The 20,918-nt window shown below is 74.2% G+C and carries 21 protein-coding genes; 10 read left to right on the forward strand and 11 right to left on the reverse strand.

Going from position 1 to position 20,918, the window contains the following annotated elements:
* The 6 genes from Ae717Ps2_RS01035 to lon all read left to right on the forward strand — a co-directional run bounded on the left by Ae717Ps2_RS01035 (position 1) and on the right by lon (position 6,438).
* Complete coding sequence (locus Ae717Ps2_RS01035) at positions 1-528, forward strand: bifunctional DNA primase/polymerase (protein WP_060713482.1); 528 nt, start codon at positions 1-3, stop codon at positions 526-528.
* A 279-nt stretch (positions 529-807) separates the two neighbouring features.
* Positions 808-2,151 carry a DUF445 domain-containing protein gene (locus Ae717Ps2_RS01040; RefSeq protein WP_083695520.1) on the forward strand — a complete coding sequence of 448 codons (1,344 nt, stop codon included), beginning with the start codon at positions 808-810 and terminating at the stop codon, positions 2,149-2,151.
* A gap of 159 nt (positions 2,152-2,310) precedes the next feature.
* Complete coding sequence (locus Ae717Ps2_RS01045; protein WP_060713481.1) at positions 2,311-2,775, forward strand: helix-turn-helix domain-containing protein; 465 nt, start codon at positions 2,311-2,313, stop codon at positions 2,773-2,775.
* 11 nt (positions 2,776-2,786) lie between these two features.
* Positions 2,787-3,512: a hypothetical protein gene (locus tag Ae717Ps2_RS01050; RefSeq protein ID WP_139320153.1), complete on the forward strand. Its 726-nt coding sequence runs from the start codon at positions 2,787-2,789 to the stop codon at positions 3,510-3,512.
* 154 nt (positions 3,513-3,666) lie between these two features.
* A complete protein-coding gene (locus Ae717Ps2_RS01055; protein WP_369804803.1) occupies positions 3,667-3,978 on the forward strand; it encodes a DUF2516 family protein in 312 nt (103 codons plus the stop codon).
* A gap of 117 nt (positions 3,979-4,095) precedes the next feature.
* Complete coding sequence (gene lon / locus Ae717Ps2_RS01060; protein WP_020625753.1) at positions 4,096-6,438, forward strand: endopeptidase La; 2,343 nt, start codon at positions 4,096-4,098, stop codon at positions 6,436-6,438.
* A 174-nt stretch (positions 6,439-6,612) separates the two neighbouring features.
* On the opposite strand, the gene Ae717Ps2_RS01065 is transcribed toward lon, so the two are convergent.
* The 3 genes from Ae717Ps2_RS01065 to Ae717Ps2_RS01075 all read right to left on the reverse strand — a co-directional run bounded on the left by Ae717Ps2_RS01065 (position 6,613) and on the right by Ae717Ps2_RS01075 (position 9,178).
* On the reverse strand, positions 6,613-7,530 hold the full coding sequence (locus tag Ae717Ps2_RS01065; protein WP_075308664.1) for a DUF559 domain-containing protein: 918 nt from the start codon (positions 7,528-7,530) through the stop codon (positions 6,613-6,615).
* Positions 7,531-7,808: 278 nt separating this feature from the next.
* Entirely contained in the window at positions 7,809-8,681 is an 873-nt protein-coding gene (purU, locus tag Ae717Ps2_RS01070; RefSeq protein WP_020625755.1) for a formyltetrahydrofolate deformylase, read from the reverse strand.
* Positions 8,681-9,178 carry a DUF2505 domain-containing protein gene (locus tag Ae717Ps2_RS01075; RefSeq protein WP_020625756.1) on the reverse strand — a complete coding sequence of 166 codons (498 nt, stop codon included), beginning with the start codon at positions 9,176-9,178 and terminating at the stop codon, positions 8,681-8,683. The genes purU and Ae717Ps2_RS01075 overlap by 1 nt, the downstream gene beginning before the upstream one ends.
* 23 nt (positions 9,179-9,201) lie before the next feature.
* On the opposite strand from Ae717Ps2_RS01075, the gene Ae717Ps2_RS01080 reads away from it, so the two are divergent.
* The 3 genes from Ae717Ps2_RS01080 (at position 9,202) to Ae717Ps2_RS01090 (ending at position 11,788) form a co-directional block, all read left to right on the forward strand.
* Complete coding sequence (locus Ae717Ps2_RS01080; RefSeq protein WP_075332904.1) at positions 9,202-10,251, forward strand: UDP-N-acetylmuramate dehydrogenase; 1,050 nt, start codon at positions 9,202-9,204, stop codon at positions 10,249-10,251.
* Positions 10,252-10,383: 132 nt separating this feature from the next.
* Entirely contained in the window at positions 10,384-11,592 is a 1,209-nt protein-coding gene (locus Ae717Ps2_RS01085) for an Ig-like domain-containing protein (protein WP_075308660.1), read from the forward strand.
* 16 nt (positions 11,593-11,608) lie between these two features.
* Positions 11,609-11,788, forward strand: coding sequence for a hypothetical protein (locus tag Ae717Ps2_RS01090; protein ID WP_020625827.1), 180 nt, complete (start codon positions 11,609-11,611; stop codon positions 11,786-11,788).
* Here Ae717Ps2_RS01090 and Ae717Ps2_RS01095 read toward each other — a convergent pair.
* Both Ae717Ps2_RS01095 and Ae717Ps2_RS01100 read right to left on the reverse strand, forming a co-directional pair.
* A complete protein-coding gene (locus Ae717Ps2_RS01095) occupies positions 11,785-12,522 on the reverse strand; it encodes an SDR family NAD(P)-dependent oxidoreductase (protein ID WP_020625826.1) in 738 nt (245 codons plus the stop codon). The genes Ae717Ps2_RS01090 and Ae717Ps2_RS01095 overlap by 4 nt on opposite strands.
* Positions 12,523-12,539: 17 nt before the next feature.
* A complete protein-coding gene (locus tag Ae717Ps2_RS01100) occupies positions 12,540-12,848 on the reverse strand; it encodes a DUF2530 domain-containing protein (RefSeq protein WP_051050285.1) in 309 nt (102 codons plus the stop codon).
* Positions 12,849-12,913: 65 nt separating this feature from the next.
* Between Ae717Ps2_RS01100 and Ae717Ps2_RS01105 the strand changes: the two genes are divergently transcribed.
* Positions 12,914-14,347 carry an NCS2 family permease gene (locus Ae717Ps2_RS01105; RefSeq protein ID WP_075332905.1) on the forward strand — a complete coding sequence of 478 codons (1,434 nt, stop codon included), beginning with the start codon at positions 12,914-12,916 and terminating at the stop codon, positions 14,345-14,347.
* A gap of 168 nt (positions 14,348-14,515) precedes the next feature.
* Here Ae717Ps2_RS01105 and Ae717Ps2_RS01110 read toward each other — a convergent pair whose 3' ends face one another.
* The 6 genes from Ae717Ps2_RS01110 to Ae717Ps2_RS39820 form a co-directional block, all read right to left on the reverse strand.
* Positions 14,516-15,421 (reverse strand): family 16 glycosylhydrolase, encoded by a 906-nt coding sequence (locus Ae717Ps2_RS01110; protein WP_075308655.1) that lies wholly within the window; start codon positions 15,419-15,421, stop codon positions 14,516-14,518.
* Positions 15,422-15,632: 211 nt separating this feature from the next.
* The gene (locus tag Ae717Ps2_RS34940) at positions 15,633-17,126 is read right to left on the reverse strand and encodes a glycoside hydrolase family 16 protein (protein WP_083702234.1); all 1,494 of its coding nucleotides are present in this window, start codon (positions 17,124-17,126) and stop codon (positions 15,633-15,635) included.
* A 24-nt stretch (positions 17,127-17,150) separates the two neighbouring features.
* Positions 17,151-17,717 (reverse strand): hypothetical protein, encoded by a 567-nt coding sequence (locus tag Ae717Ps2_RS01120; protein ID WP_075308653.1) that lies wholly within the window; start codon positions 17,715-17,717, stop codon positions 17,151-17,153.
* A 4-nt stretch (positions 17,718-17,721) separates the two neighbouring features.
* A complete protein-coding gene (locus Ae717Ps2_RS01125; protein WP_075308651.1) occupies positions 17,722-18,873 on the reverse strand; it encodes a hypothetical protein in 1,152 nt (383 codons plus the stop codon).
* A 3-nt stretch (positions 18,874-18,876) separates the two neighbouring features.
* Complete coding sequence (locus tag Ae717Ps2_RS01130) at positions 18,877-19,392, reverse strand: hypothetical protein (RefSeq protein WP_075308644.1); 516 nt, start codon at positions 19,390-19,392, stop codon at positions 18,877-18,879.
* Positions 19,389-20,852, reverse strand: a complete 1,464-nt coding sequence (locus Ae717Ps2_RS39820) for a hypothetical protein (RefSeq protein ID WP_075308642.1) — start codon at positions 20,850-20,852, stop codon at positions 19,389-19,391. The genes Ae717Ps2_RS01130 and Ae717Ps2_RS39820 overlap by 4 nt, the downstream gene beginning before the upstream one ends.
* Between the last annotated feature and the right edge of the window lie 66 nt (positions 20,853-20,918).

A 20,918-nucleotide genomic window follows, 5' to 3' on the forward strand; every position in this document is an offset into this window, starting at 1 on the left:
ATGTCCTGGTGGGACAGCTACCGAGCCGTCTACGGCGCGGAGCTGCGAGCGGCCGCTCGCGAGTACGCCGACCACGGTTGGCCGCTCGTGCCGGGGCCGGGCGCGGAGGTCATGCTGGCGACGGGCGACGTGCTCGACGTGGTCGAGGTTCCCGCGGTCATCGGTCGCCAGGTCTGCCGGACGCTGCGTGAGGCCGGCGAGGTCGTGCCGGTCGCCGCGACGCCCGAGGACACCTGGTGGTTCCCGATGAGCCCGCGGCACGCGCTGCCCGCCGAGCTGAGCCTGCACTCCGACGTGGTGCTGCACACCGACGGCATCGGTGTCGTCGCCCCGCCGACCGAGCGTCCCGAGGGCTGGGTGCAGTGGCGCGTGGCTCCGGCGCGGGTCGGCTACCGGGTGCCGGAGGCCGCGGTCGTCGTCGAGGCGATCTGCGACGCGGTGCGCCGTCGTTCCGGCGAGCAGGTCCTCCCCGACGAGCACGAGGTGCGTGCCGAGCGGTCCGGCATGCCGGGCGCCCTGCGCCGCTGATCCACCCGCGCGGCCCGGACGGAACCGAGGATCCGGCCCGCGCGACCGCGTACCGCCCGCCCGGGCGTCTCGTCGCCGTCCCCGCTCGTCTGGAGTGCGGACGCCGACACCGGCCGGGTGGTGCGCAGCGGAGGCGGCGCCCGAGGGGGCACTTCTCCCTCGCCGAGCAGCCGCTCCACCGGCCACGGCCGGGTCCGGCGGGACATCGCCGGACCCGGCCGGGCCCCGCTCCGGGCGCCCCCGCCGCCCGATGTCGGTGTCCCCGGGCACTATGGGTGTGTGCAGACCTCCCGCGCGCCGGAGCGCCCGACCCCCGTCCCGCAGCGGGACCGCACCATCGGGACCGTTCCCGCCGTCCCCCTCGGTGGCTTCGGGCCCGGTGACGAGCAGAAGCGACGCGACCTGCGGCGCATGAAGGCCGTCGCCACCGGGTTCCTCCTCGGTGCGACGGTCGTGTTCTTCGTCGCGAAGTACTTCGAGGTCGTCCGCGGCGTCCCCGGGGCGGACTACGTCCGGGCCGCCGCCGAGGCCGGCATGGTCGGTGCGTTGGCCGACTGGTTCGCCGTGACGGCACTGTTCCGGCACCCGCTGCGGATCCCGATCCCGCACACCGCGATCATCCCGCGCAAGAAGGACACGATCGGCGACGCCCTCGGCGACTTCGTCGGCGAGAACTTCCTGTCCGAGTCCGTCGTCCGCGACAAGCTCGACCGGATCGGGGTCAGCGAGTCGGTCGGACGCTGGATAGCCGAGCAGGGCAACGCCGACCGCGTCACCACCGAGCTGGCCACCGCCGCGCGGGCGGTCGTGACCGTGCTGCGCGACGAGGACGTGCAGAACGTCATCGAGACCGTCGCGGTGCGCAAGCTGATGGAGATCCCGGTCGGGCCGCCGATGGGCAAGGCGTTGGAGGGCGTCCTGGTCGACGGCGCCCACCGCAGGCTGGTCGACCTCGTCTGCGACCGCGCCTACGACTGGGTCGCCGACAACCAGGAGATGGTCCTGCGGGTCGTGCACGACCGCGCGCCCTCCTGGACCCCGCGCTTCGTCGACGACCTCGTCGCGGACAAGCTGTTCGCCGAGGTCCGCGGCTACGCCTGGGCCGTCAAGACCGACCCCGAGCACCCGCTGCGGCACGCCGTGGACCGCTACCTCGCCGAGTTCGCCCGCGACCTGCAGTACGACGAGACGACCATGGAGCGCGCCGAGCAGGTCAAGCGCCAGGTCGTCGAGCACCCCGAGGTGCAGCACTTCATCGGCCGCGCCTGGACGGTCGTGAAGGCCATGGTCCTCGACGCCGCGGACGACCCGTCGAACGAGCTGCGCCTGCGCGTGCGCGACGGCCTCATGGCCTTCGGGCGGAGGCTGGGTCGCGACGCCGAGCTGCGCGCGAAGCTCGACGGCTGGCTGGCCGACGCCGCGTCGTACGTCGTGCGGCACTACCGGCACCAGATCACCACGCTCATCACCGACACGGTCGCCCGCTGGGACGCGGAGGAGACCTCGCGCAAGATCGAGCTACAGGTGGGCCGCGACCTGCAGTGGATCCGGATCAACGGCACCGTCGTCGGGGCGCTCGCCGGCCTGGTCATCCACGCCGTGGGGGAGCTCGTCATCGGGTGATCGGTCAGGTGTCCCCGCAGGACATCGCGCCGTCATCGCACCGTCATCGACGTGGCGCACACCACGTGACCAGCGCTAGCACCCTGCTTGCAGGAGCTAGCGGCGCCGCGTACGGTCGATTCCGTCAGTGAAGAACGGATCGAGGCGGAGGTGAGACGGATGGCCACCGAGCGCAAGCCCGGAGACCGTGAGTCCGTCGAGCCCGCCGAGCGCGTCGCGCAGGCCGTCGAGAGCGTCGGTCAGACCGTGGGGCACGCGGTGGAGGACATCGGGTCCTACATCCGCGCCCAGCGCGAGGCCGCCCAGGTCTCGATGCGGCAGCTGGCCCGCACCGCGGGCGTCAGCAACCCGTACCTGAGCCAGGTCGAGCGCGGACTGCGCAAGCCGTCCGCCGAGATACTGCAGCAGATCGCCAAGGGGCTGCGCATCTCGGCCGAGGCGCTCTACGTCCGCGCCGGCATCCTCGAGGAGCGGCCCGCCGGTCAGGTGACCGACGCGGTGCTCACCGATCCGACCCTCAGCGAGCGGCAGAAACGCGTGCTGCTCGACGTCTACGAGTCGTTCCGCAGGGAGAACGGTCTCACCGCCGATCCCGACGACACGTCCACCGAATCCAGGAAGTGATCATCATGGCCGTGAACCTCCCCACCAGCGCCGACGTCCAGAAGCTGCGTGAGCAGACCGCCGAGCAGGCCGAGGTTGTCCGCACCCCGCTGCTCGCCGTCCTCGGTGCCGGCGACTACGCCTACAGCACCGTGACCAAGGTCGTCACCGACGCCCGCGAGACCGCCACCAAGCGCGCCGAGGAGGTCCAGACCCGCGTCCAGGAGCTCCCCGAGGAGCTCAAGGAGCTGCGCGGCAAGCTGTCCTCGGACAACATCCGCAAGCAGATCGAGGAGTTCCGCTCCGAGGTCGAGGGTGTCTACGTCGGCTTCGCCCAGCGCGGTGAGAAGGCCTGGGGCCGCATCCGCAAGCAGCCGCAGGTCAAGCAGGCCATCGCGACGGTCGAGGACCTGACCGAGAAGTTCGACACCCGCGTCGACGAGTTCGTGGACGAGACCCACGAGGTCGCCGTCAAGACCCTCGGCGCCGTCACCACGCAGACCCGCTCGGTCGGTGAGAAGGTCGCCCGCCGCGCCCAGACCGCTGCGGGCGAGGTCGCCGAGGCCGTCACCGAGGTCTCGAAGGAGGCCGCCGAGGCGATCGAGGAGGCCGGCGACGAGGTCGCGTCCACCACGCGTTCGACCGCGCGCCGCGCCGCCGCCAAGACCGACCCGAAGACCGCCACCGGCGCGAAGGTCCCGGCCCGCAAGCCGACCACCCGCCGTGGCACCTCGAGCGCGTCCGCCGCGAAGAAGTGACACCCGCCGGGCCCCGCGCCCGGTGAGCACGCACCGCGCCCCCGGCCGATCCTCGATCGGCCGGGGGCGTCGTCGTGTGCGGGGCCGTGGATCGGGCCGCCCGGGATGTGGCGCCGGACGTGACCAGCGCCCGGGTTGTCCGTACTCTGGCCGCGTGCTGTCGCTGCCAGGTGCCCCCGATGAAGTGATCATCTTCGTGATCAAGTGGATCATGGTGGTGGTCGGCGGGTTCTCGTTCGGGCACGCGCTGAGGCAACGCGCCGACGCCTTCACCGCGGCGGGCAAGCTCACCAAGAACGCCTGGTTGGGCATCACCGGCGTCGCGCTGCTGCTCCTGCTCGTCACGGGCGGCCCGATGTACGGCGGGGCCATGTTCTGGCTGGCCGCCACCGTCGCGACGCTGGTCTACCTGGTCGACGTCAAGCCCGCGGTGATGGAGGTCCAGGGCGGCGGACCGCGTTGGTGACCCACCCGGTCCTCGGGGTGCTCACGGCCGTCCCGGCCCGCCGAGGTCCGCGTTCGCCCTGAGCGGACACGACTCAACTCCGGGAAGCGGAGGGCCCTCCGCGTGGTTGTGCCGGGCATGAGTGACGTGCTGACGCTCCCGGTCCTGCCCCTCGACGACGCCGTGGTCCTGCCCGGCATGGTCGTCCCCGTCCGCCTCGACGACTCCGACACCCGTGCCGCGGTGGACGCGGCCACCGCCGCGGCCCAGGACCGTGACGACGGGAGACGGGTGCTCGTCGTCCCCCGCATCGACGGCCGCTACGGCGCCATCGGCGTCGTCGCCGTGCTCGAGCAGATCGGCAGGCTCCCCAACGGGGACCGGGCCGCCGTCGTGCGCGGTGAGCGGCGCGCCCGCATCGGGTCGGGGGTCTCCGGTCCGGGCGCGGCGCTCTGGGTCGAGGCCGAGCCGATCGAGGCCGGTGCGCCCACCGGCCGCACCCAGGAGCTCGCCCGCGAGTACAAGGCCCTGGTCGTCGGCATCCTGCAGCAGCGGGGCGCCTGGCAGGTGATCGACTCGGTCCAGCAGACCGACGACCCGGGTGCGCTCGCCGACCTCGCCGGGTGGGCCTCGTGGCTCGACGTCGCACACAAGGCCGAGCTGCTCGCCGAGACCGACCTCGACGCCCGGCTGGAGAAGCTCCTGGAATGGACCAAGGAGCACGTCGCCGAGCAGGAGGTCAGCGAGAAGATCTCGAACGACGTCCGCGAGGGCATGGAGAAGCAGCAGCGTGAGTTCCTGCTGCGCCAGCAGCTCGCGGCCATCCGCAAGGAGCTCGGTGAGGACGACCCGGAGGGCTCCGACGACTACCGCGCCCGCGTGGAGGCCGCCGACCTGCCCGACGACGTCCGCAAGGCCGCGCTGACCGAGGTCGGCAAGCTGGAGCGCGCCTCGGACCAGAGCCCGGAGTCCGGCTGGATCCGGACCTGGCTCGACACGGTCCTCGACATCCCGTGGAGCACCACGACCACCGACTCGTCGGACCTGGCGGAGGCCCGTCGCATCCTCGACGCCGACCACGCCGGCCTCGACGACGTGAAGGAGCGCCTCGTCGAGTTCCTCGCCGTGCGCGCCCGTCGCGGACGCAAGGGGCTCGACACGATCGGCGGCCGCGGCTCGGGCGCGGTGCTCTCGCTGGTCGGCCCGCCCGGCGTCGGCAAGACGTCGCTGGGGGAGTCGGTCGCCCGCGCGCTCGGACGCAACTTCGTCCGCGTGGCGCTCGGCGGCGTGCGTGACGAGGCGGAGATCCGTGGCCACCGGCGCACCTACGTCGGCGCGCTGCCCGGCCGCATCGTCCGCGCGATCCGCGAGGCGGGCTCGATGAACCCGGTCGTGCTGCTCGACGAGATCGACAAGGTCGGCAGCGACTTCCGCGGTGACCCGACCGCGGCGCTGCTGGAGGTGCTCGACCCGGCGCAGAACCACACCTTCCGCGACCACTACCTGGAGGTCGACCTCGACCTGTCGAACGTCCTGTTCCTGGCGACGGCGAACGACGCCTCCGCGATCCCCGGCCCGCTGGCCGACCGGATGGAGATCGTGACGCTCGACGGCTACACCGAGCCGGAGAAGGTCGCGATCGCCCGCGACCACCTGCTGCCGCGTCAGATCGCGAAGGCCGGTCTGGACGACGGCGACGTGGAGTTCACCGACGTCGCGCTCTCGATGATCGCCGCCGAGTACACCCGGGAGGCCGGGGTCCGGCAGCTGGAGCGGGGCCTGGCGAAGGTGCTGCGCAAGGTGGCGGTGCAGCTGGACGCGTCGGACACGGCGCGCCCGGTGCACGTCGACGCCGACGCGCTCGTCACCTACCTCGGACGGCCGCGGTTCACCCCGGAGTCCGCCGAGCGGACCTCGGTGCCGGGCGTCGCCACCGGACTGGCGGTGACCGGCGCCGGTGGGGACGTGCTGTTCATCGAGGCCACCGCAATGGAGGGCGAGCCGGGCCTGCAGATCACCGGGCAGCTGGGCGAGGTCATGACCGAGTCGGTCTCGATCGCCCTGTCCTACCTGCGCTCGCGCGGGCTGGCCGGTGACCTCGCGTCGCGCAAGCTGCACGTGCACGTCCCGGCCGGTGCGGTCCCGAAGGACGGCCCGTCCGCCGGCGTCACGATGACGACGGCGCTGGCCTCGCTCGCCTCCGGCAGGCCGGTCCGGTCGAGCGTGGGCATGACCGGCGAGGTGACGTTGCAGGGCAAGGTCCTGCCCATCGGCGGGGTGAAGCAGAAGCTGCTCGCCGCGCACCGGGCCGGACTGACCGACGTGATCATCCCGAAGCGCAACGAGCCCGACCTGGACGACGTCCCGGAGTCGGTGCGCGCCGAGCTGCGGGTGCACCCGGTCGCCGACGTCGCCGAGGTGCTCCGGATCGCTCTGGAGCCGGCCCACGAGGCGGCGGAGGCCGAGCAGCCCGCGGCCTGACCCCCGTCAGACCGGCGGCGTGAGCCGCACGAACCGGCGCCCGTCCCGCATACGCGGGGCGGGCGCCGTCGTGTGCGCGCCCGTCCCGCGCCGCGCCGCCCCTCGTCGCACCCGCCCCTCGCCGCGCCGCGTGCCCCGCTGGGCTCCTACCCGAGAAGCTCGCCGAGATGCAGCTCAGCGGGAACTGTCGATCTCCACGGCCCGCTGAGCTGCATCTCGACGACTGTGGTCGAGCACCTGGCGCACCTCGGCGACGATCTCGTCGGGCCGTCGGTGCATGTCCAGGGCCGTGTAGCGCAGCACCCGCCACCCCGCCGCGACGAGACGGGTGTGCCGCCCGGCGTCGGCGCGGGCCGCCTCGGGCGTCGCGAAGTGACCGCCGCCGTCGTACTCGATGCCGAGTCGGTGGTCGGGGTAGGCCAGGTCCAGCCACAGCGCCGTGCGCCGGGCGTCGTCGAGCACCGGGTGCTGGGGTACCGGCCGCGGCAGGCCACCCCGGACGAGGACCAGCCGGAGGCGGGTCTCCGGCGGGGAGCCGGCGCGGGGGTCGGCCCACACCAGCGCGTCGACCACGCGCCGGACACCACGGGCATGGGTGTGCCGGGCCGCGAGGTTCAGCAGTACGTCCGGCGCGAACGACCCGCGGGACAACGCGTCGACGGCGACGACACCCTCGGTCGGGCCCGACCACCGGGCCAGGTCGAAGGCGGTACGCAGGCGGGTCGTGACGCGGACACCGCGGACGCCGGTGACCTCGTCGGGGTGCAGGACGTCGCGCCGGACCACGACGCCGTCGCGGGATCGGGGCCCGGCGCGCACCGCGGTCACCGCGACCTCGGCGGGCGCGGCCCGCGGGGCGCAGGACGCGCCCAGGAACTCGGCGGCGGAGTACCCGCAGAGCACCGCGTCCGGTCCGGCCCACAGGTACGCCGCCAGCGACCGCAGCCGCAGGTCGGCGTGGGCGTCGGCGGGGGCGTAGGTGTCCGGGAGCAGCCGGCGGAAGCGGGGCCCGCGCAGGAGGTCGGGCGTGACGAGACCCGCCGCCAGGGCCGCGGTCCCGCGGAACACCTCGGGCCATCCGGGGATCGTCATGCACCGATCGTGCTCCGGGCGCTGCGCCCGCCGGACCGGATCAGCCGGACTCCGTCGCCATCGCGAACGAGGACGTACGCCGAGATGCGGCTCAGCGGGAATAGTGGATCTCCGCGGCCCGCTGAGCTGCATCTCGGCGCCGGTCCGCCACGCTCCTGCGGGCCGCGGCCCGTTCCGCCGTGCTCCGGCGGGCTGGGGCCCGGTCCGCCCCGCGCGGGACATACCGCGCCGCACGGTGCGCGTGACGCACCGCCCGGGCGCGGCTCGGGCCTGCGACCTCAGCGGAAGACGACGGTCCGGTTGCCCTGGATCAGGACGCGGTCCTCCAGGTGCCACCGCAGCCCACGGGCCAGCACCAGGCGCTCGATGTCGCGGCCCCGGCGCACCATGTCGGCCGCGGTGTCCCCGTGGTCGACGCGGGCGACGTCCTGCTCGATGATCGGGCCTGCGTCGAGGTCCGCGGTCGCGTAGTGACAGGTCGCGCCGATCAGCTTCACCCCGCGCCGGTGGGCCTGGTGGTAGGGCCGCGCCCCGGCGAAGGACGGCAGGAAGCTGTGGTGGATGTTGATCGCCCGCCCGGCCCAGGCCTCGCACAGGTGCGCGGGCAGGACCTGCATGAAGCGGGCGAGCACGATCGCGTCGGGGTCGTCGGCGTCGACGAGCTTGCGGATCTCCTCGAACGCGGTGACCTTGCCCTGCTCGCGGGCCGGGTCGCCGGGGGCCGGGAACGGCACGTGGTGGAACGGCACCCCGTGCGCGGCGACGACCGGCTCCAGCGACGTGTGGTTGCCGATCACCCGGGTGATCTCCACCGGCAGCTCGTCGGCCCACACCCGGCCGAGGATGTCGTGCAGGCAGTGCTGGTCGCGGGTCACCAGGAGCACGGCGCGCTTGCGGACGCCGGTGTCGGAGATGCGGTGCTCGCCGCCCAGCTCGGCGGCGACCGGGGCGAACCGGGCGCGGAGCTCGTCGACGTCGAAGGGGACCGACGCGGCGTCGACGACCTGGCGGGTGCAGAACACCCCGGCCTCGACGTCGGCGTGGTAGGCGGCCTCGGTGATGGAGGCGCCCAGCTCGGCGAGGAAGGTCGAGATGCGCGCGACGATGCCGGTGCGGTCCGGGCAGGACAGGGTGATCACGTAGTGGGACATCAGGAGATCCGGGAGAGGGTGAACTGGGTCTCGGCGGCGAGCAGCTGTTCGATCTGCCCGGCGACCGCCTGCTCGATCCTCCCACCCACCAGCGGGACCTTCACCGTGACCTCGGCCCGGATCCGGACCTCGCTGCCGCCGTCGACGTCGGCGATCCGCATCACCGACCGGGCGGTGGCGGGGGTGCCGATGACCTGCACGGACCCGGTGCCGTCGTAGACGCCGGAGTCGCCGGCCCGCCACTGCTCGGTGCGGTCGATCTGCAGGTCCCCGCCGGGCACGAAGGAGGACACGATCGACGGCAGGTGCTCGCCGGGGATCCCGTGCCGCAGCGTGTAGCGGACGCCGTCGGGAGTGGTCTCGTACGCGGTCACCCCGGCCCCGGGACCGCCGATGTGGCGCAGCTGCTCCTCCAGCAGATCGCGGTCGACCATCGCCGCGTAGACCGTCGAGGACGGGTGCGCGGACGTTGCGCGGTAGTCGATCGTGCGCGGCATGGGCGAAGGCTACCGTTGCGGTCGTGAGTTCCCCCGCTGCGACGACGGTCGACCCGATGCTCAGCGCGCACACCACACTGCGCCTCGGCGGACCGGCCTCCCGCATCGTGCGCACCGAGGGCGCGGCCGAGGTGGTCGAGGCCGTGGCCGGCGCCGACCGGGCGGGGGAGCGGGTGCTGTTGGTGGGCGGCGGGTCGAACCTCGTCGTCGCCGACGCCGGGTTCGACGGCACCGCCGTGCTGGTCGCCGGGCAGGGTGTCCGCCACGAGCGCGACGGCGACCGGGTGCTGCTGACCGTCGAGGCGGGCGTCGACTGGGACGAGCTGGTGGCCGGCACCGTCGCCGACGGGCTCGGCGGGCTGGAGTGCCTGTCCGGGATCCCTGGGCGAACCGGCGCGACCCCGGTCCAGAACGTGGGCGCCTACGGCGTCGAGGTCGCCGACCTGCTCGTCGACGTCGACCTCTACGACCGGCGCACCGGGACCGTCCGCGAGCACGTGCCCGCCTCGGACCTGGGGCTCGCCTACCGCACCAGCATCCTCAAGGGCAGCGACGACGCGATCGTCCTGCGGGTGCGCTTCGCCCTGCAGGCCGACGGCCGCTCCGCCCCGATCCGCTACGGCGAGCTCGCCCGCACCCTCGGCGTCGAGCCGGAGATGCGGACCGACCCGGCCGCTGTCCGCGAGGCGGTGCTCGCGCTGCGCCGCGGGAAGGGCATGGTCCTCGACGCCGACGACCACGACACCTGGTCGGCCGGCTCGTTCTTCACCAACCCGATCCTGCCCGTCGACCGCGCGCCGCAGGTCGACGGCCTGGCCGCCTGGCCCGCGGGGGAGGGCCGGGTCAAGCTCAGCGCCGCCGGGCTGATCCAGAACGCGGGATTCGGCCGCGGGCACGCCGGCCCCGGCGGCCGGGTGTCGCTGTCCACCCGGCACGTCCTGGCCCTGACCCACCGCGGCGGCGGGACGACGGCCGACCTGCTGGCCCTGGCCCGGGAGGTCCAGAGCGGCGTCGCCGAGCGGTTCGGTGTGACCCTGCACCCCGAACCGGTGCTGGTGAACTGCGCCGTCTGACACCCTCTGTGGTACGGCGTCCGGTTCGTCTTACGCCGCACGGGGGAGTGCCGTCCTCCTGCCGGTCGGAGGCGCCGGATCCGGGCGTACGGTCGGTGTCCAACGCAGGAGATCGAGTACGCGGGGGAACGGTTGCGACGGGTACTGATCGTCGTGGTGGCGCTGATCGGCGCGCTGGGCATCGTCGGGGCGGTGGCCCTGGCGGCCTCGCCGCAGGACCCGGCGGCGCCGCAGGCCGCACCGCCCCCGGCCGGGCCGCAGGTGAGCTACCAGCCACCCGTGCGCAGCGCAGGCGGAGCGGGCACCGACACCGTCTCGGCGGCGGCGACGGCGAACCCGGCGCAGCCGGTGTCGGTCCGCACGGCGGGCGGCACGCTGGACGGGGTGTCGCTCACCGACCCGGACGGCGACGCCGTCGACGGCGCGCTGTCCCCGGACCGCACGACCTGGACCAGCAGCGGTGACCTGGACTTCGCCACCACCTACACCTGGCACGGTCGCGCCGTCGCCCCGGACGGCACGGCGACCCCGGTGCAGGGCACCGTCGCGACGCTGAAGCCCGCCCACACCGTGCGCGGCACCCTGAACATCGGCGACGACCGCACCGTCGGCATCGCCGCGCCGATCGAGATCCAGTTCGACCGGCACGTCCAGGACCGCGCCGCTATCGAGAAGGTCCTGAAGGTCACGACCTCGAAGCAGGTCGAGGGCGCGTGGGGCTGGCTGCCGGACGAGAACGGCGGCTCGCGCGTGCACTGGCGGCCGAAGGAGTACTGGCCGTCGGGCACGAAGGTCACCGTGGACGCGCCGCTGAAGGGCGTCGACTACGGCGGCGGCAGCTACGGCGCCGAGGACCTGAGCACCTCGTTCACCATCGGCCGCGCCCAGATCGTCAAGGCCGACGCCCGCTCGTTCCGGATGATCGTGATCCGCGACGGCAAGCAGGTCGCGGACTACCCGGCGTCCTACGGCCTGGCCGACGACCCGAACCGCAACACCCGCTCGGGCATCCACGTCGTCACCGAGAAGTTCACCGACAAGCGGATGGTGTCCGCGCAGTACGGCTACGACGTCGTCGAGAAGTGGGCCGTCCGGATGAGCAACAACGGCGAGTTCATCCACGCCAACCCGGTGTCGGCCGCCGCGCAGGGCACCGCGAACGTCACCCACGGCTGCGTGAACCTGTCGATCGAGAACGCCAAGGCGTACTACGACACCGTCCTCTACGGCGACCCTGTCGAGGTCACCGGCACGCCGGTGCAGCTCTCCGCCCGCGACGGCGACCTCTGGGACTGGACGCTGTCCTGGGACGAGTGGAAGGGGTTGTCGGCGCTGTCCTAGCGGGTACCCGCCGGGCATGAGCGTTCCCGACGACCGCGCCGCCAGCCGATCCACCCCGCTGCCGGAGGAGGAGGGCACCGAGCCCGACGCCTCGCAGATCCTCGGCGAGTCCGAGGAGCGGATCGCCGGCGCCGTCCGGGGCGAGAGCCCCGGCGACGACGCCGACGAGAACCGCCGGTCGGAGGAGACCCTCTAGCGACGGTGCCGCCGGGTGCCCGACGCCTGGTCGCGCGGCTTGAGCACGATCTGGTCCAGGTTGACGTGCGACGGCCGGGTCGCGGCGAAGACGATGGTGTCGGCGACGTCGTCGGCGGTCAGCGGGGTCAGGCCCTCGTAGACCTTCGCCGCCTTCTCGGCGTCGCCGAGACGCACCTGCGAGAACTCCGTCTCCACCATGCCGGGGCAGATCTCGGTGATCCGGATCGGCTCGCCGAGCAGCTCCCCGCGCAGGGTGCGGTGCAGCATCGCCTGGGCGTGCTTGGCGCCGGTGTAGCCGGCGCCGTTGTCGTAGAAGTCCAGCGCGGCGATCGAGGTCACGGTGACGATGTGCCCGTCGCCCGAGGCCCGCAGCTTCGGCAGGAACGCCTGGGTGAGGCGCAGCGTGCCGGCGACGTTGGTCTCCCACATCCAGCGCCAGTCCTCCTCGTCGGCGTCCGCGACGGGCTCCAGGCCCTTCGCGCCGCCGGCGTTGTTGACCAGCAGCTTCGCCTCGGGCACCGCATCGGCGAACGCGCGGACGGACTCCCGGTCGGTGACGTCGAGGGGCAGCGCGGTCCCGTCGATCTCCTTCGCGATCTCCTCGCAGCGCTCCACCCGGCGGGCTCCCAGCACCACGTGGAAGCCCGCGGCGCCCAGTGCGCGGGCGGTGGCGGCGCCGATCCCGGAGGAGGCGCCGGTGACGACGGCGGTCGGACGGTCGTTCGCGGTCATGCCGTCGAGCCTATGACCTACCTCGGCTCGACGCCGCGCTGCGCCGACCGGTCCCCGCGCCGGGCGGCGGCCCGCTGCGCGGAGAACACCGCGGCCCCGAACAGGCCCACCCCGGTTCCGGCGACGCAGGTCCAGAACCAGGCGCCGGCACCGTTCGCGGGGTCGAACCCGGAGCCGGTGACCATCGCGACCACGGCGGCGACGCCCGCGCCGATCGCCCACAGCAGCATCCCGCCGAGGATCACCGGCGGGGACTCGTAGAAGCGCGCCGGCAAGGGCGGCGGGGGCGGTGGATCGCTCGCGCGCTCGCTCTCGTGGGCCGTCACGGGGCCGTAGCCTAAACGGTGCACGGACGGAACCCGCAGCGTTGCGCCGCGTCTAGGGTGTCGCCGTGATCGAGCGCCTGTTCCGCGTGTCCGAACGCGGCTCCACCGTCTCCCGCGAACTGCGCGGGGGACTCGTCACGTTCATGGCGATGGCCTACATCATCGTCCTGAACCCGCTGATCCTCGGCAGCGTCACGCCGGGAGACCCGTCGGCCAAGGCCGACGCGCTGGGCGGGATCCTCCCGGTCGCCCAGGTCGCCGCGGTGACCGCCCTGGTCGCAGGCGTGATGACGATCCTCTTCGGCGTGATCGCGAACTACCCGTTCGCGATCGCCACTGGCCTGGGGATCAACACCCTGCTGGCCGTGACCATCGCGCCGATGATGACCTGGCCCGAGGCGATGGGCCTGGTCGTCATCAACGGCATCATCATCGTGATCCTCGCCCTGACCGGCTTCCGGACGGCGGTGTTCAACGCCGTCCCCACCGAGCTCAAGACGGCGATCGCGGTCGGCATCGGCGCGTTCATCGCGCTGATCGGCCTGGTCGACTCCGGCTTCGTCCGCCGCCTGCCCGACGCGGCCAACACCACGGTCCCGGTCGGCCTGGGCACCGGCGGCTCCATCGCCTCGTGGCCGACGTTCGTGTTCGTCATCGGGCTGATCATCGTCGGCGTGCTGGTCGCCCGCGGCGTGCGTGCGGGCATCCTGATCGGCGTCGTGGTCAACACCATCATCGCGATCGTCGTCGAGGCGATCGTCCGGGTCGGCCCCGGTGGCCCGACCAACCCCGGCGGCTGGTCGCTCGCCGTGCCCGCGATCCCGGACCGGATCGTCGGGCTGCCGGACCTGTCGCTCGTCGGCCAGGTCTCGCTCGGCGCCTTCACCCGGCTCGACATCATCACCGTCGTCCTGCTGATCTTCACCCTGGTGCTGGCGAACTTCTTCGACGCCATGGGCACGCTCACCGGCCTCGGTCGCCAGGCGGGCCTGACCGACTCCGACGACAAGCTCCCGAACGTCGGGAAGGCGCTGGTCGTCGAGGGTGCGGGCGCGGTCGCCGGTGGTGTGGGGTCCGCGTCGTCGAACACGATCTTCGTCGAGTCCGCGGCCGGTATCGCCGAGGGCGCACGGACCGGGCTGGCGAACGTCCTGACCGGTCTGTTGTTCCTGCTGGCGATGTTCTTCACGCCGCTGTACTCGATCGTCCCGGTCGAGGCCGCCGCCCCGGCGCTGGTCGTCGTCGGCGCGCTGATGTTCCGCCAGATCACCTCGGTCTCGCTCGACGACCTGCGCACCGCGATCCCGGTGTTCCTGACGATCACCGTCATGCCGTTCACCTACTCGATCGCCAACGGCATCGGCGCCGGGTTCGTCAGCTATGTCGCGCTCGCGGCGGCCACCGGGCGCGCGAAGCAGGTCCACCCCCTGATGTGGGTGGTGGCGGTGCTGTTCGTGGGGTACTTCGGCGTGGGACCGTTGCGGGAGCTGCTCGGCTAGAACTTTCCGCCCACCACTCTTGCTTACTTAGGCAAGGCTGCGCTAACTTACAGAAGTCGCTTCGTGGTGGGAGCGGCGCGTCAGTTCGGGACAGGAGAAGGCCCCGGACCCCACAGGGTCCGGGGCCTCCTTCTTTCCCCAGTCACACCCGTCCCGCCGCCGAGCGGGTCAGGGCGCGTAGATGCGGACCCAGTCGACCTGGAAGTCCAGCGTCTCCGGCGAGGTCGCGTCCGGCGCCGGGATCCAGTCGTCGCCGTAGGGGCCGATGTCCTGCTGCATCGCCAGGTGCATCGACCGCGGCGGGATCTGCTCCGGATCGGTGGTGCGGAAGACCTCGGCGCCGTCGATGTAGAACACGACCCGGTCGGGCAGCCACTCGACGGCGTAGGTGTGCCACTGCGTGAAGTCGCCGCGGATCGTCTTGCCGACCTGGCTGTTGTCCTCGCCGTAGTGGACGATCGTGTGCGTCTCGTTCCGCTCGGGCTTCGGGATCTCCATGAAGTTGAGCTCGCCGCCCTCGGGCCAGTCCTCGGCGTCCGGCCAGAGCAGCGCGACGTCTCCGTAGCCGACGCCGGGGTTCGTCTTCGCCCGGATCTCCCAGCGGCCGTACTGCTGGCCACCCCGCCAGGCCAGCCCGGCGGAGGTGCTCCCGCGGCTGGTGAGGACGAGCTCGCCGTCGCGGACCGCGATGTTCTCGACCCGGTGCCGGCCGTTGCCCCCGGTGGTCTCGCCCGTGTACGGGCTCCAGCGCGTGCGGTCGAGCGCGGTGCCGTCGAACTCGTCGTGGTCGGTGAGGCGCCAGCCGTTGCGCACGGCCGCCTCGGTGTCCGAGCGGGACGCGGGGTCGAGCTCGCCGACCTCGGTGGGCCGCTCCTGGTCGTGCATCCCGCCCGGCGACGGCGGTGCCGCCGGTGCGGGGGTCGGCGAGGACGAGCCGGTGAGCAGGGACGGTTCCACGGCGACCGTGACGATCCCGGTCAGTACGGCCAGACCCGCCACGAGGCCGACGACCGCGGGCCAGCGGCGACGCGCCGGGGCCTCGGGGTCGTGCTCCTGCTCCGTCTGCTCCTGCACGACCCACTCCTTGATCGTCGACGGCGGGTCGGCGGCAGCCTAGGAGCGCTCGGCTGTGGGGGAGCTGAGAGGCCCGGGCCACCGCGCATCGTGCACCGGGCCGGGGCGCCCCGCGAGGTGGCTGCATGATCGACCGTTGTGGAGCGGAGAGGTCGTCCTGTGCACCTCCGACTCCCCAACCGGTGATCATGCTCGGGTGGGGGCCGCCCGGTCAGCCGGCCGAACCCGGTGCCGCCCCGCCGTCGGTCGTGGCGTCGGGCGAACCCCCGTCGAGGGTGTACTGGCGGACCCAGTCGACCTGCATCTGCGTCTCCTTCCCCGAGCCGCCGCCCTTGGGGAACCAGTCGAGCTGGATGCACAGGTGCATCGGCCCCGGCGGCTGCACCTTCTCCTCGGTGGTCTCGAACCACTTCTCGCCATCGACGTAGGCGGTGATCCGGTCCGGCGTCCACTCCAGGGCCCAGTTGTGCCACTGCGTCGCGTCGACCTCAACGGAGCCCTCGACCTGGGAGTTGTCCGCTCCGTAGTGGAAGAATGCGTTGGTCTTCTGCCGCTGCGGGTCCATCATCTCCATGAAGTCGAGCTCGCCGCCCTCGGGCCAGTTCTCCGCGGTGGGCCAGAGCAGCAGCAGGGCGTTGTACGACGGGTCCCCGACCGGCGCGCGCACCCGGCCCTCCCAGCGTCCGTACTGCTGCGAGCCCTCCTTCCACGCCATGCCCGCGGTGTTGCCCTGGCTGTCCCCGGTGATCGTCAGGACGCCGTCCGCCACGCTCGCCGCGTCCGGGGTGCGGCGGCCGTTGCCCGCGTGCCCGGCGCCGTCGTAGATGCTCCAGCCCTCGGTGCCGTTGTCGAACTCGTCGGCCCGGACGGGCTGCCCCCAGCCCAGCTTCGCCGCCGCCGTGGTGCCCTCTGCGCTCCCGGTGGCGGGTGCCGGGTCGGTGCCGCCGGTGCCGCTGGGGCGGCAGGGCGGCGGTGTCCGGGAGCCGGAGGTACCGGATCCGCCGGTGAGGAGCCCTGCGGCCGCGTCGTCGCTCGTGCCGTAGGCGGTGGCGCCGGACTCGTCGGGGGCGGCGGTGGTGCCGCTGCCGGAATCGCGGCCCGTCCCGCTGTCGGAACCGGAGGAGGAGGCGGTACCGCCACCGCGCTCGGAGTCGTTGGAGCCGGAGCCGGAGCCGGAGCCGGAGCCGGTCGCATCGCCCGACCCGCCGGAACGGCCGCTGTCGTCGGACCCGCCCGCCCCGCCGTCGCCCCCGCCGCCGCGACGGTCCGTCGAGCTGCCGTCGGAGCTGCTGTCGGAGTCGCCGGCGGAGTCGTCGGCGCTGCCGGACCCGCTGTCACGTTCCCCGCCGCCGGAGCTGTCGGAGCCGGAGCTGTCGGAACCCGAGCTGTCGGAACCCGAGCCGTCGGAACCCGAGCCGTCGGAACCCGAGCTGGAGTCCGAGTCGCCGGAACCCGAGCCGCTGGACCCGGACCCACCGGAGCCCGAACCGGACCCCGTGCCGACGCACACCTCGCCACCGGCCCCCAGCTCCAGGTCCGGCCGCGGCGCACCGGCGGCGTCCTGCCCGGAGCTCGTCGACGGCGTCGCGGAGCCCCCGGGTTCCACCCCCACCAGCTCCCCGGCGGGCCCGAGCGCCAGGAGGACGACCGTGACCCCCTTGGCCAGCAGGGACTTGAGCAGCTGCTCCAGCTCGTCGGCGGTCATCGCCCACTCCAAGGTTCGGTCACGTCAGTCGTCCACATCGGGGGTGTCGGTGGTGATGGGGGTGTCGGCGGTGACCAGCCAGTGGCCCGCCGCGTCGAGAGCCAGGACCACCCGGGTGCGCCAGCGGCGGACCTCCGGTGCCGTGCCGGGCCCGGACGTCGTCGTGCGGACGGTCGCGACGAGCGCCGTGCGTCCGCGGGCCCAGTCGGTGGCGCCCTCGTCGAGGTCCTCGACCTCGGCGGTCCGGCCCGAACCGGGTGGCGGCGGGTCGAGGACGGGCGCTCCGGCGGCGGCCGGGCTGCCGGGCAGCGCGTACGGGGTGCCGTCGAGGGTGGTGCCCCCGGCCGCGCCGGCACCGGTGCCGTGCGCGGCGACGAGGTAGGCGCGCGCCACCGCCCCGGGCGACGACGGCCGCGTCGCCGGCACGGCCGGCTCCGGTCCGCGGACGGGGCCGGGATCGCCGAGGGCGTCCCGGTCGGCCGAGGTCAGCACCGCCTGCGACGGCGGTCCGGGCAGCAACGCGGGCACCAGCAGGGCCAGGGGCACCGCGAGGACCGCGGCGAGCACGAGCAGCGGCAGGGAACGTCGCACGGGGTCACTCCGCGAAGCTGATGTGGATGTGGTCGTAGTGGCCGCCGGTCGCGTCGGCGGTGTCGTAGACCCCGCCGCCGGTGTAGCGACGGCCCCAGCCGGAGCCGTCGGCGCGCACCGAGGGGTCCCAGTAGCGGCCCTGCCAGATCAGGTACTTGACCTTCAGCGGGGCCGCGTTGCGTTCCAGCCAGTGCGCGATCGCCCAGCCCTCGTCGAGGTCGGCGCCCTTCGCGAACGCCCCGGCCTTCCCGGTGAACACGTCGCAGGCCTTGCCCTTCGGATGGTCCGACCGCGGGTTCTGCAGGTGCTCGTCCCAACAGCCGACCGTCTCGATCGTCGGGCCGAACACCGCTTCGACGGCATCGAGGCCGTGCTTCGACGCGCCGGTGAGACAGCCGTCGGAGCGCACCGGGTCGGGTTCGTGGCACCCCGTCGCACCGCCGGTCCAGGCGGGCGCCGGCGCCGATGCGGCGTCCTTCGCCGGTGCCTTCGCCGCGGGTGCCTTCGCCGGGGCGGCCTTCTGCGGCGGTGGCGGGGACGACTCGCGGTCGTCGACGGCCGTCGTGCCGGAGTAGTCGGCGACGAAGCCGTGCACCGCGTCGAGGTAGCGCCGGATCGCCGACGCGCACGCCTGCGAGCAGTTCGCCTCCCCTGCTGCCGGCACCCCCGACCTCGACCCGGTGACCCGGCTGCAGCCCGCGATGTGGCAGACCAGCATCGCGTCGAGCACCGGGACGTCCTTCGGGGTCGTCGCGAGATACCCGGCGGCGGCGCGCAGCGTCGAGCAGAGCCACGGCACGACGACGCGCAGGTGCCCCTCCGGCTCGGTGAGCGCCGCGTCCGGCCAGGGTGCGCCGCCGGCCGCGACCCAGGTCCGTTCCGAGACCTGCAGCAGCCCGGCGGCGGTGCCGGTGCGCAGCTCCGGGTCCCAGCCCGACTCCGCCTGCACCTGCGCGACCACCCAGGCCGGCGGCAGCTCCGGGCAGCCCTGCGAGGTCAGCTCCGTGACCAGGTCGAGGTAGGGCCGCGCCGCCTCCGGCACCCGTGCCGCGTCGATGCCCGAGGTGACCGGATCCGCGGTGGGGGCAGCCAGGACCTGACCCGCCGTCCCCAGCAGGAGCGCGACGACGACCGGCACGATCAGCAGCGCGCGCACGGCTCACCGGCCCGGCCCGGTCGGGAGGGCCAGTACCCCACGCATCGGTCGCAGCCCACCGACGCCGGCCGGGGTGAGCGGCCGGTCGAGTCGTCCGGACGTGGTCAGCGCGGTGACGACCCGGCCGATCGCGTCGGCGTAGCGGCGGACCGCGGCCGAGGGCCCGGGCCGGGTGAGGACCCCGGCCGCGTCCGACCACGGGTCCGCCGAGCGGGCCCAGCCCGGCACCGCGGGCAGCGCGACGACGGCTGCCCAGCCGGGCCCCGCGGCGTCGGCGTCGATGCCGTCGGGGTCGGCGGTGCCGGGGTGCAGGACGAGGACCGGTGAGCCCGGCCCGGGCGCCGGGGCGACGCGGGCCGCGGCAGCCAGACCGGCCGCGGTGTCCCGGGTGACGACGACGTCGGGCAGCAGGTCCGGCCCGCACACGCGCCCCAGGTCACGGCCGTGCAGGGCCCTGGCGACGGTCGTCGTCCCGACCCCGCCGGCCAGGCCCCCGACGACGGGGACACGCCCGGTCACCGCACACCGCCCCGTGCGAGGTCGACCGGCGACGGCCGCCGGGCCGGCTCGGCCGCGGGCCCCGCGTCGACGACGAGCCCGTCGTCGGTGAGCGCGACGGCCACCTCCAGCCGGACCCACCGCGCGGCCAGCCCGCGCCAGCCGCGCGCAGCCGGGGCGGGGGCCCCGGCGGGCGCCCCGATCGGGTCGTCGGGCTCGGGCTCGGGCGCGGCCGTCCCACGGGCGTCGACACGGCGGTAGGGCACGACCCGCACCCGGACGTCGACGACGGCCCGGTCGGCATCGGCGCGGACGCGGCCCGGCAGCACGAGGTCGGCCCGCTGACGTCCGGTCCCGGTCCAGCCGAGCAATCCGTCGGCCGCGGTGGCGGGCAGGTAGGCGGCGAGGACACGGGCGCGGCGGTCGACGTCGTCCTCGTCCCAGGACAGCAGGTCCGCGGCGAAGGCCCCGGCCAGCGCGGACGCCTCGGCGGGGTCGACGAGGGGCGGCGGGGCGGTCCGGACGGGGGAGCCGGTGGCGGGCCGCGCCCCGGCGTGGCGGGAATCCGGTCCGGCTGGGACCGGCGACGGGTCGGAGGGGCCGGGCGACGGGTCGGCAACACCGCGCGGCAGGTCGGCGAGACCGGGTGACGGGTCGGCAGGGCCGGGCAACGGGTCGGCGTCGCCGGGGAACCGGTCGGCGTGGCTGGAGGAGGGGTCGGCGTGGCCGAGTGACGGGTCAGCGGGGCCGGGCGACGGCTCGGCATGACCGGGTGACGGAGCGGGAGAGCTGGGTGACGGGTCGGGGGAACCGGCCGAGGGGGCGGCGGGGGCGGATGACGGGGCAGCAGCGGTGCCGGGCGCGGTCCCTGTCGTTGCGACCGGGGCTCCGGCGGGGCGGGCAGCCGGACCGTGCTCGGGGCCCGACGGCGCCGGACCCGGCGCCGCGGTCGTCGTGCCGGTCGTCGTGGTGGGCGGCGTGCTGGGTGGAGTGACGGGGGCCGGCGACGCGGCTCCGGACGCTGCACGATCCGCCCCTCCCTCGGCCGGGGACACCGCGGCAGGCGCCCAGGCCGCCCAGGCCGCAGCGACCTCGTCGGAGGCGGAGGCGGAGACAGGGGCGGGGGCCGAGGTGGCGGCGGCAGGGGGCGGTACCGGCGGGAAGCCGAAGGGATCGGTGACCGGCTCCGGCTCGGCGATCGGCTCCTGCGGCGGCCGCCGCGGCGTCCAGAGCGCCGGTCGCGCCGCCGCGGTCGCGGGACCCTCGGCGGGCAGCGCCGTCGCACCCGTCGTCGGCGCCGGGGGCATCCCGCTCGTCGACGGCGCCGGGAAGGCCTCCCGGGCCCGGGACGGGACGGGCCGCGGCGCCGGTGCGGGAGCCGGGTCGTCGAGCCAGGGGTCGGGACCGTCGTCGAGGAGGTGCTCGTCGCGGGAGGTGCGGCCGAACAGCCGGAACGGGGACATCGTCGTCGCCCGGGTCATCGACGCCGGTCGGGCTGGTGCTGGATGGACATGTCCCTCCGTCCCGTACGCGCACCCGGGGCGGGT

Origin of the sequence: Pseudonocardia sp. Ae717_Ps2 (assembly GCF_001932475.1) — a bacterium.
In the GTDB taxonomy this organism is placed as follows: Bacteria; Actinomycetota; Actinomycetes; order Mycobacteriales; family Pseudonocardiaceae; genus Pseudonocardia.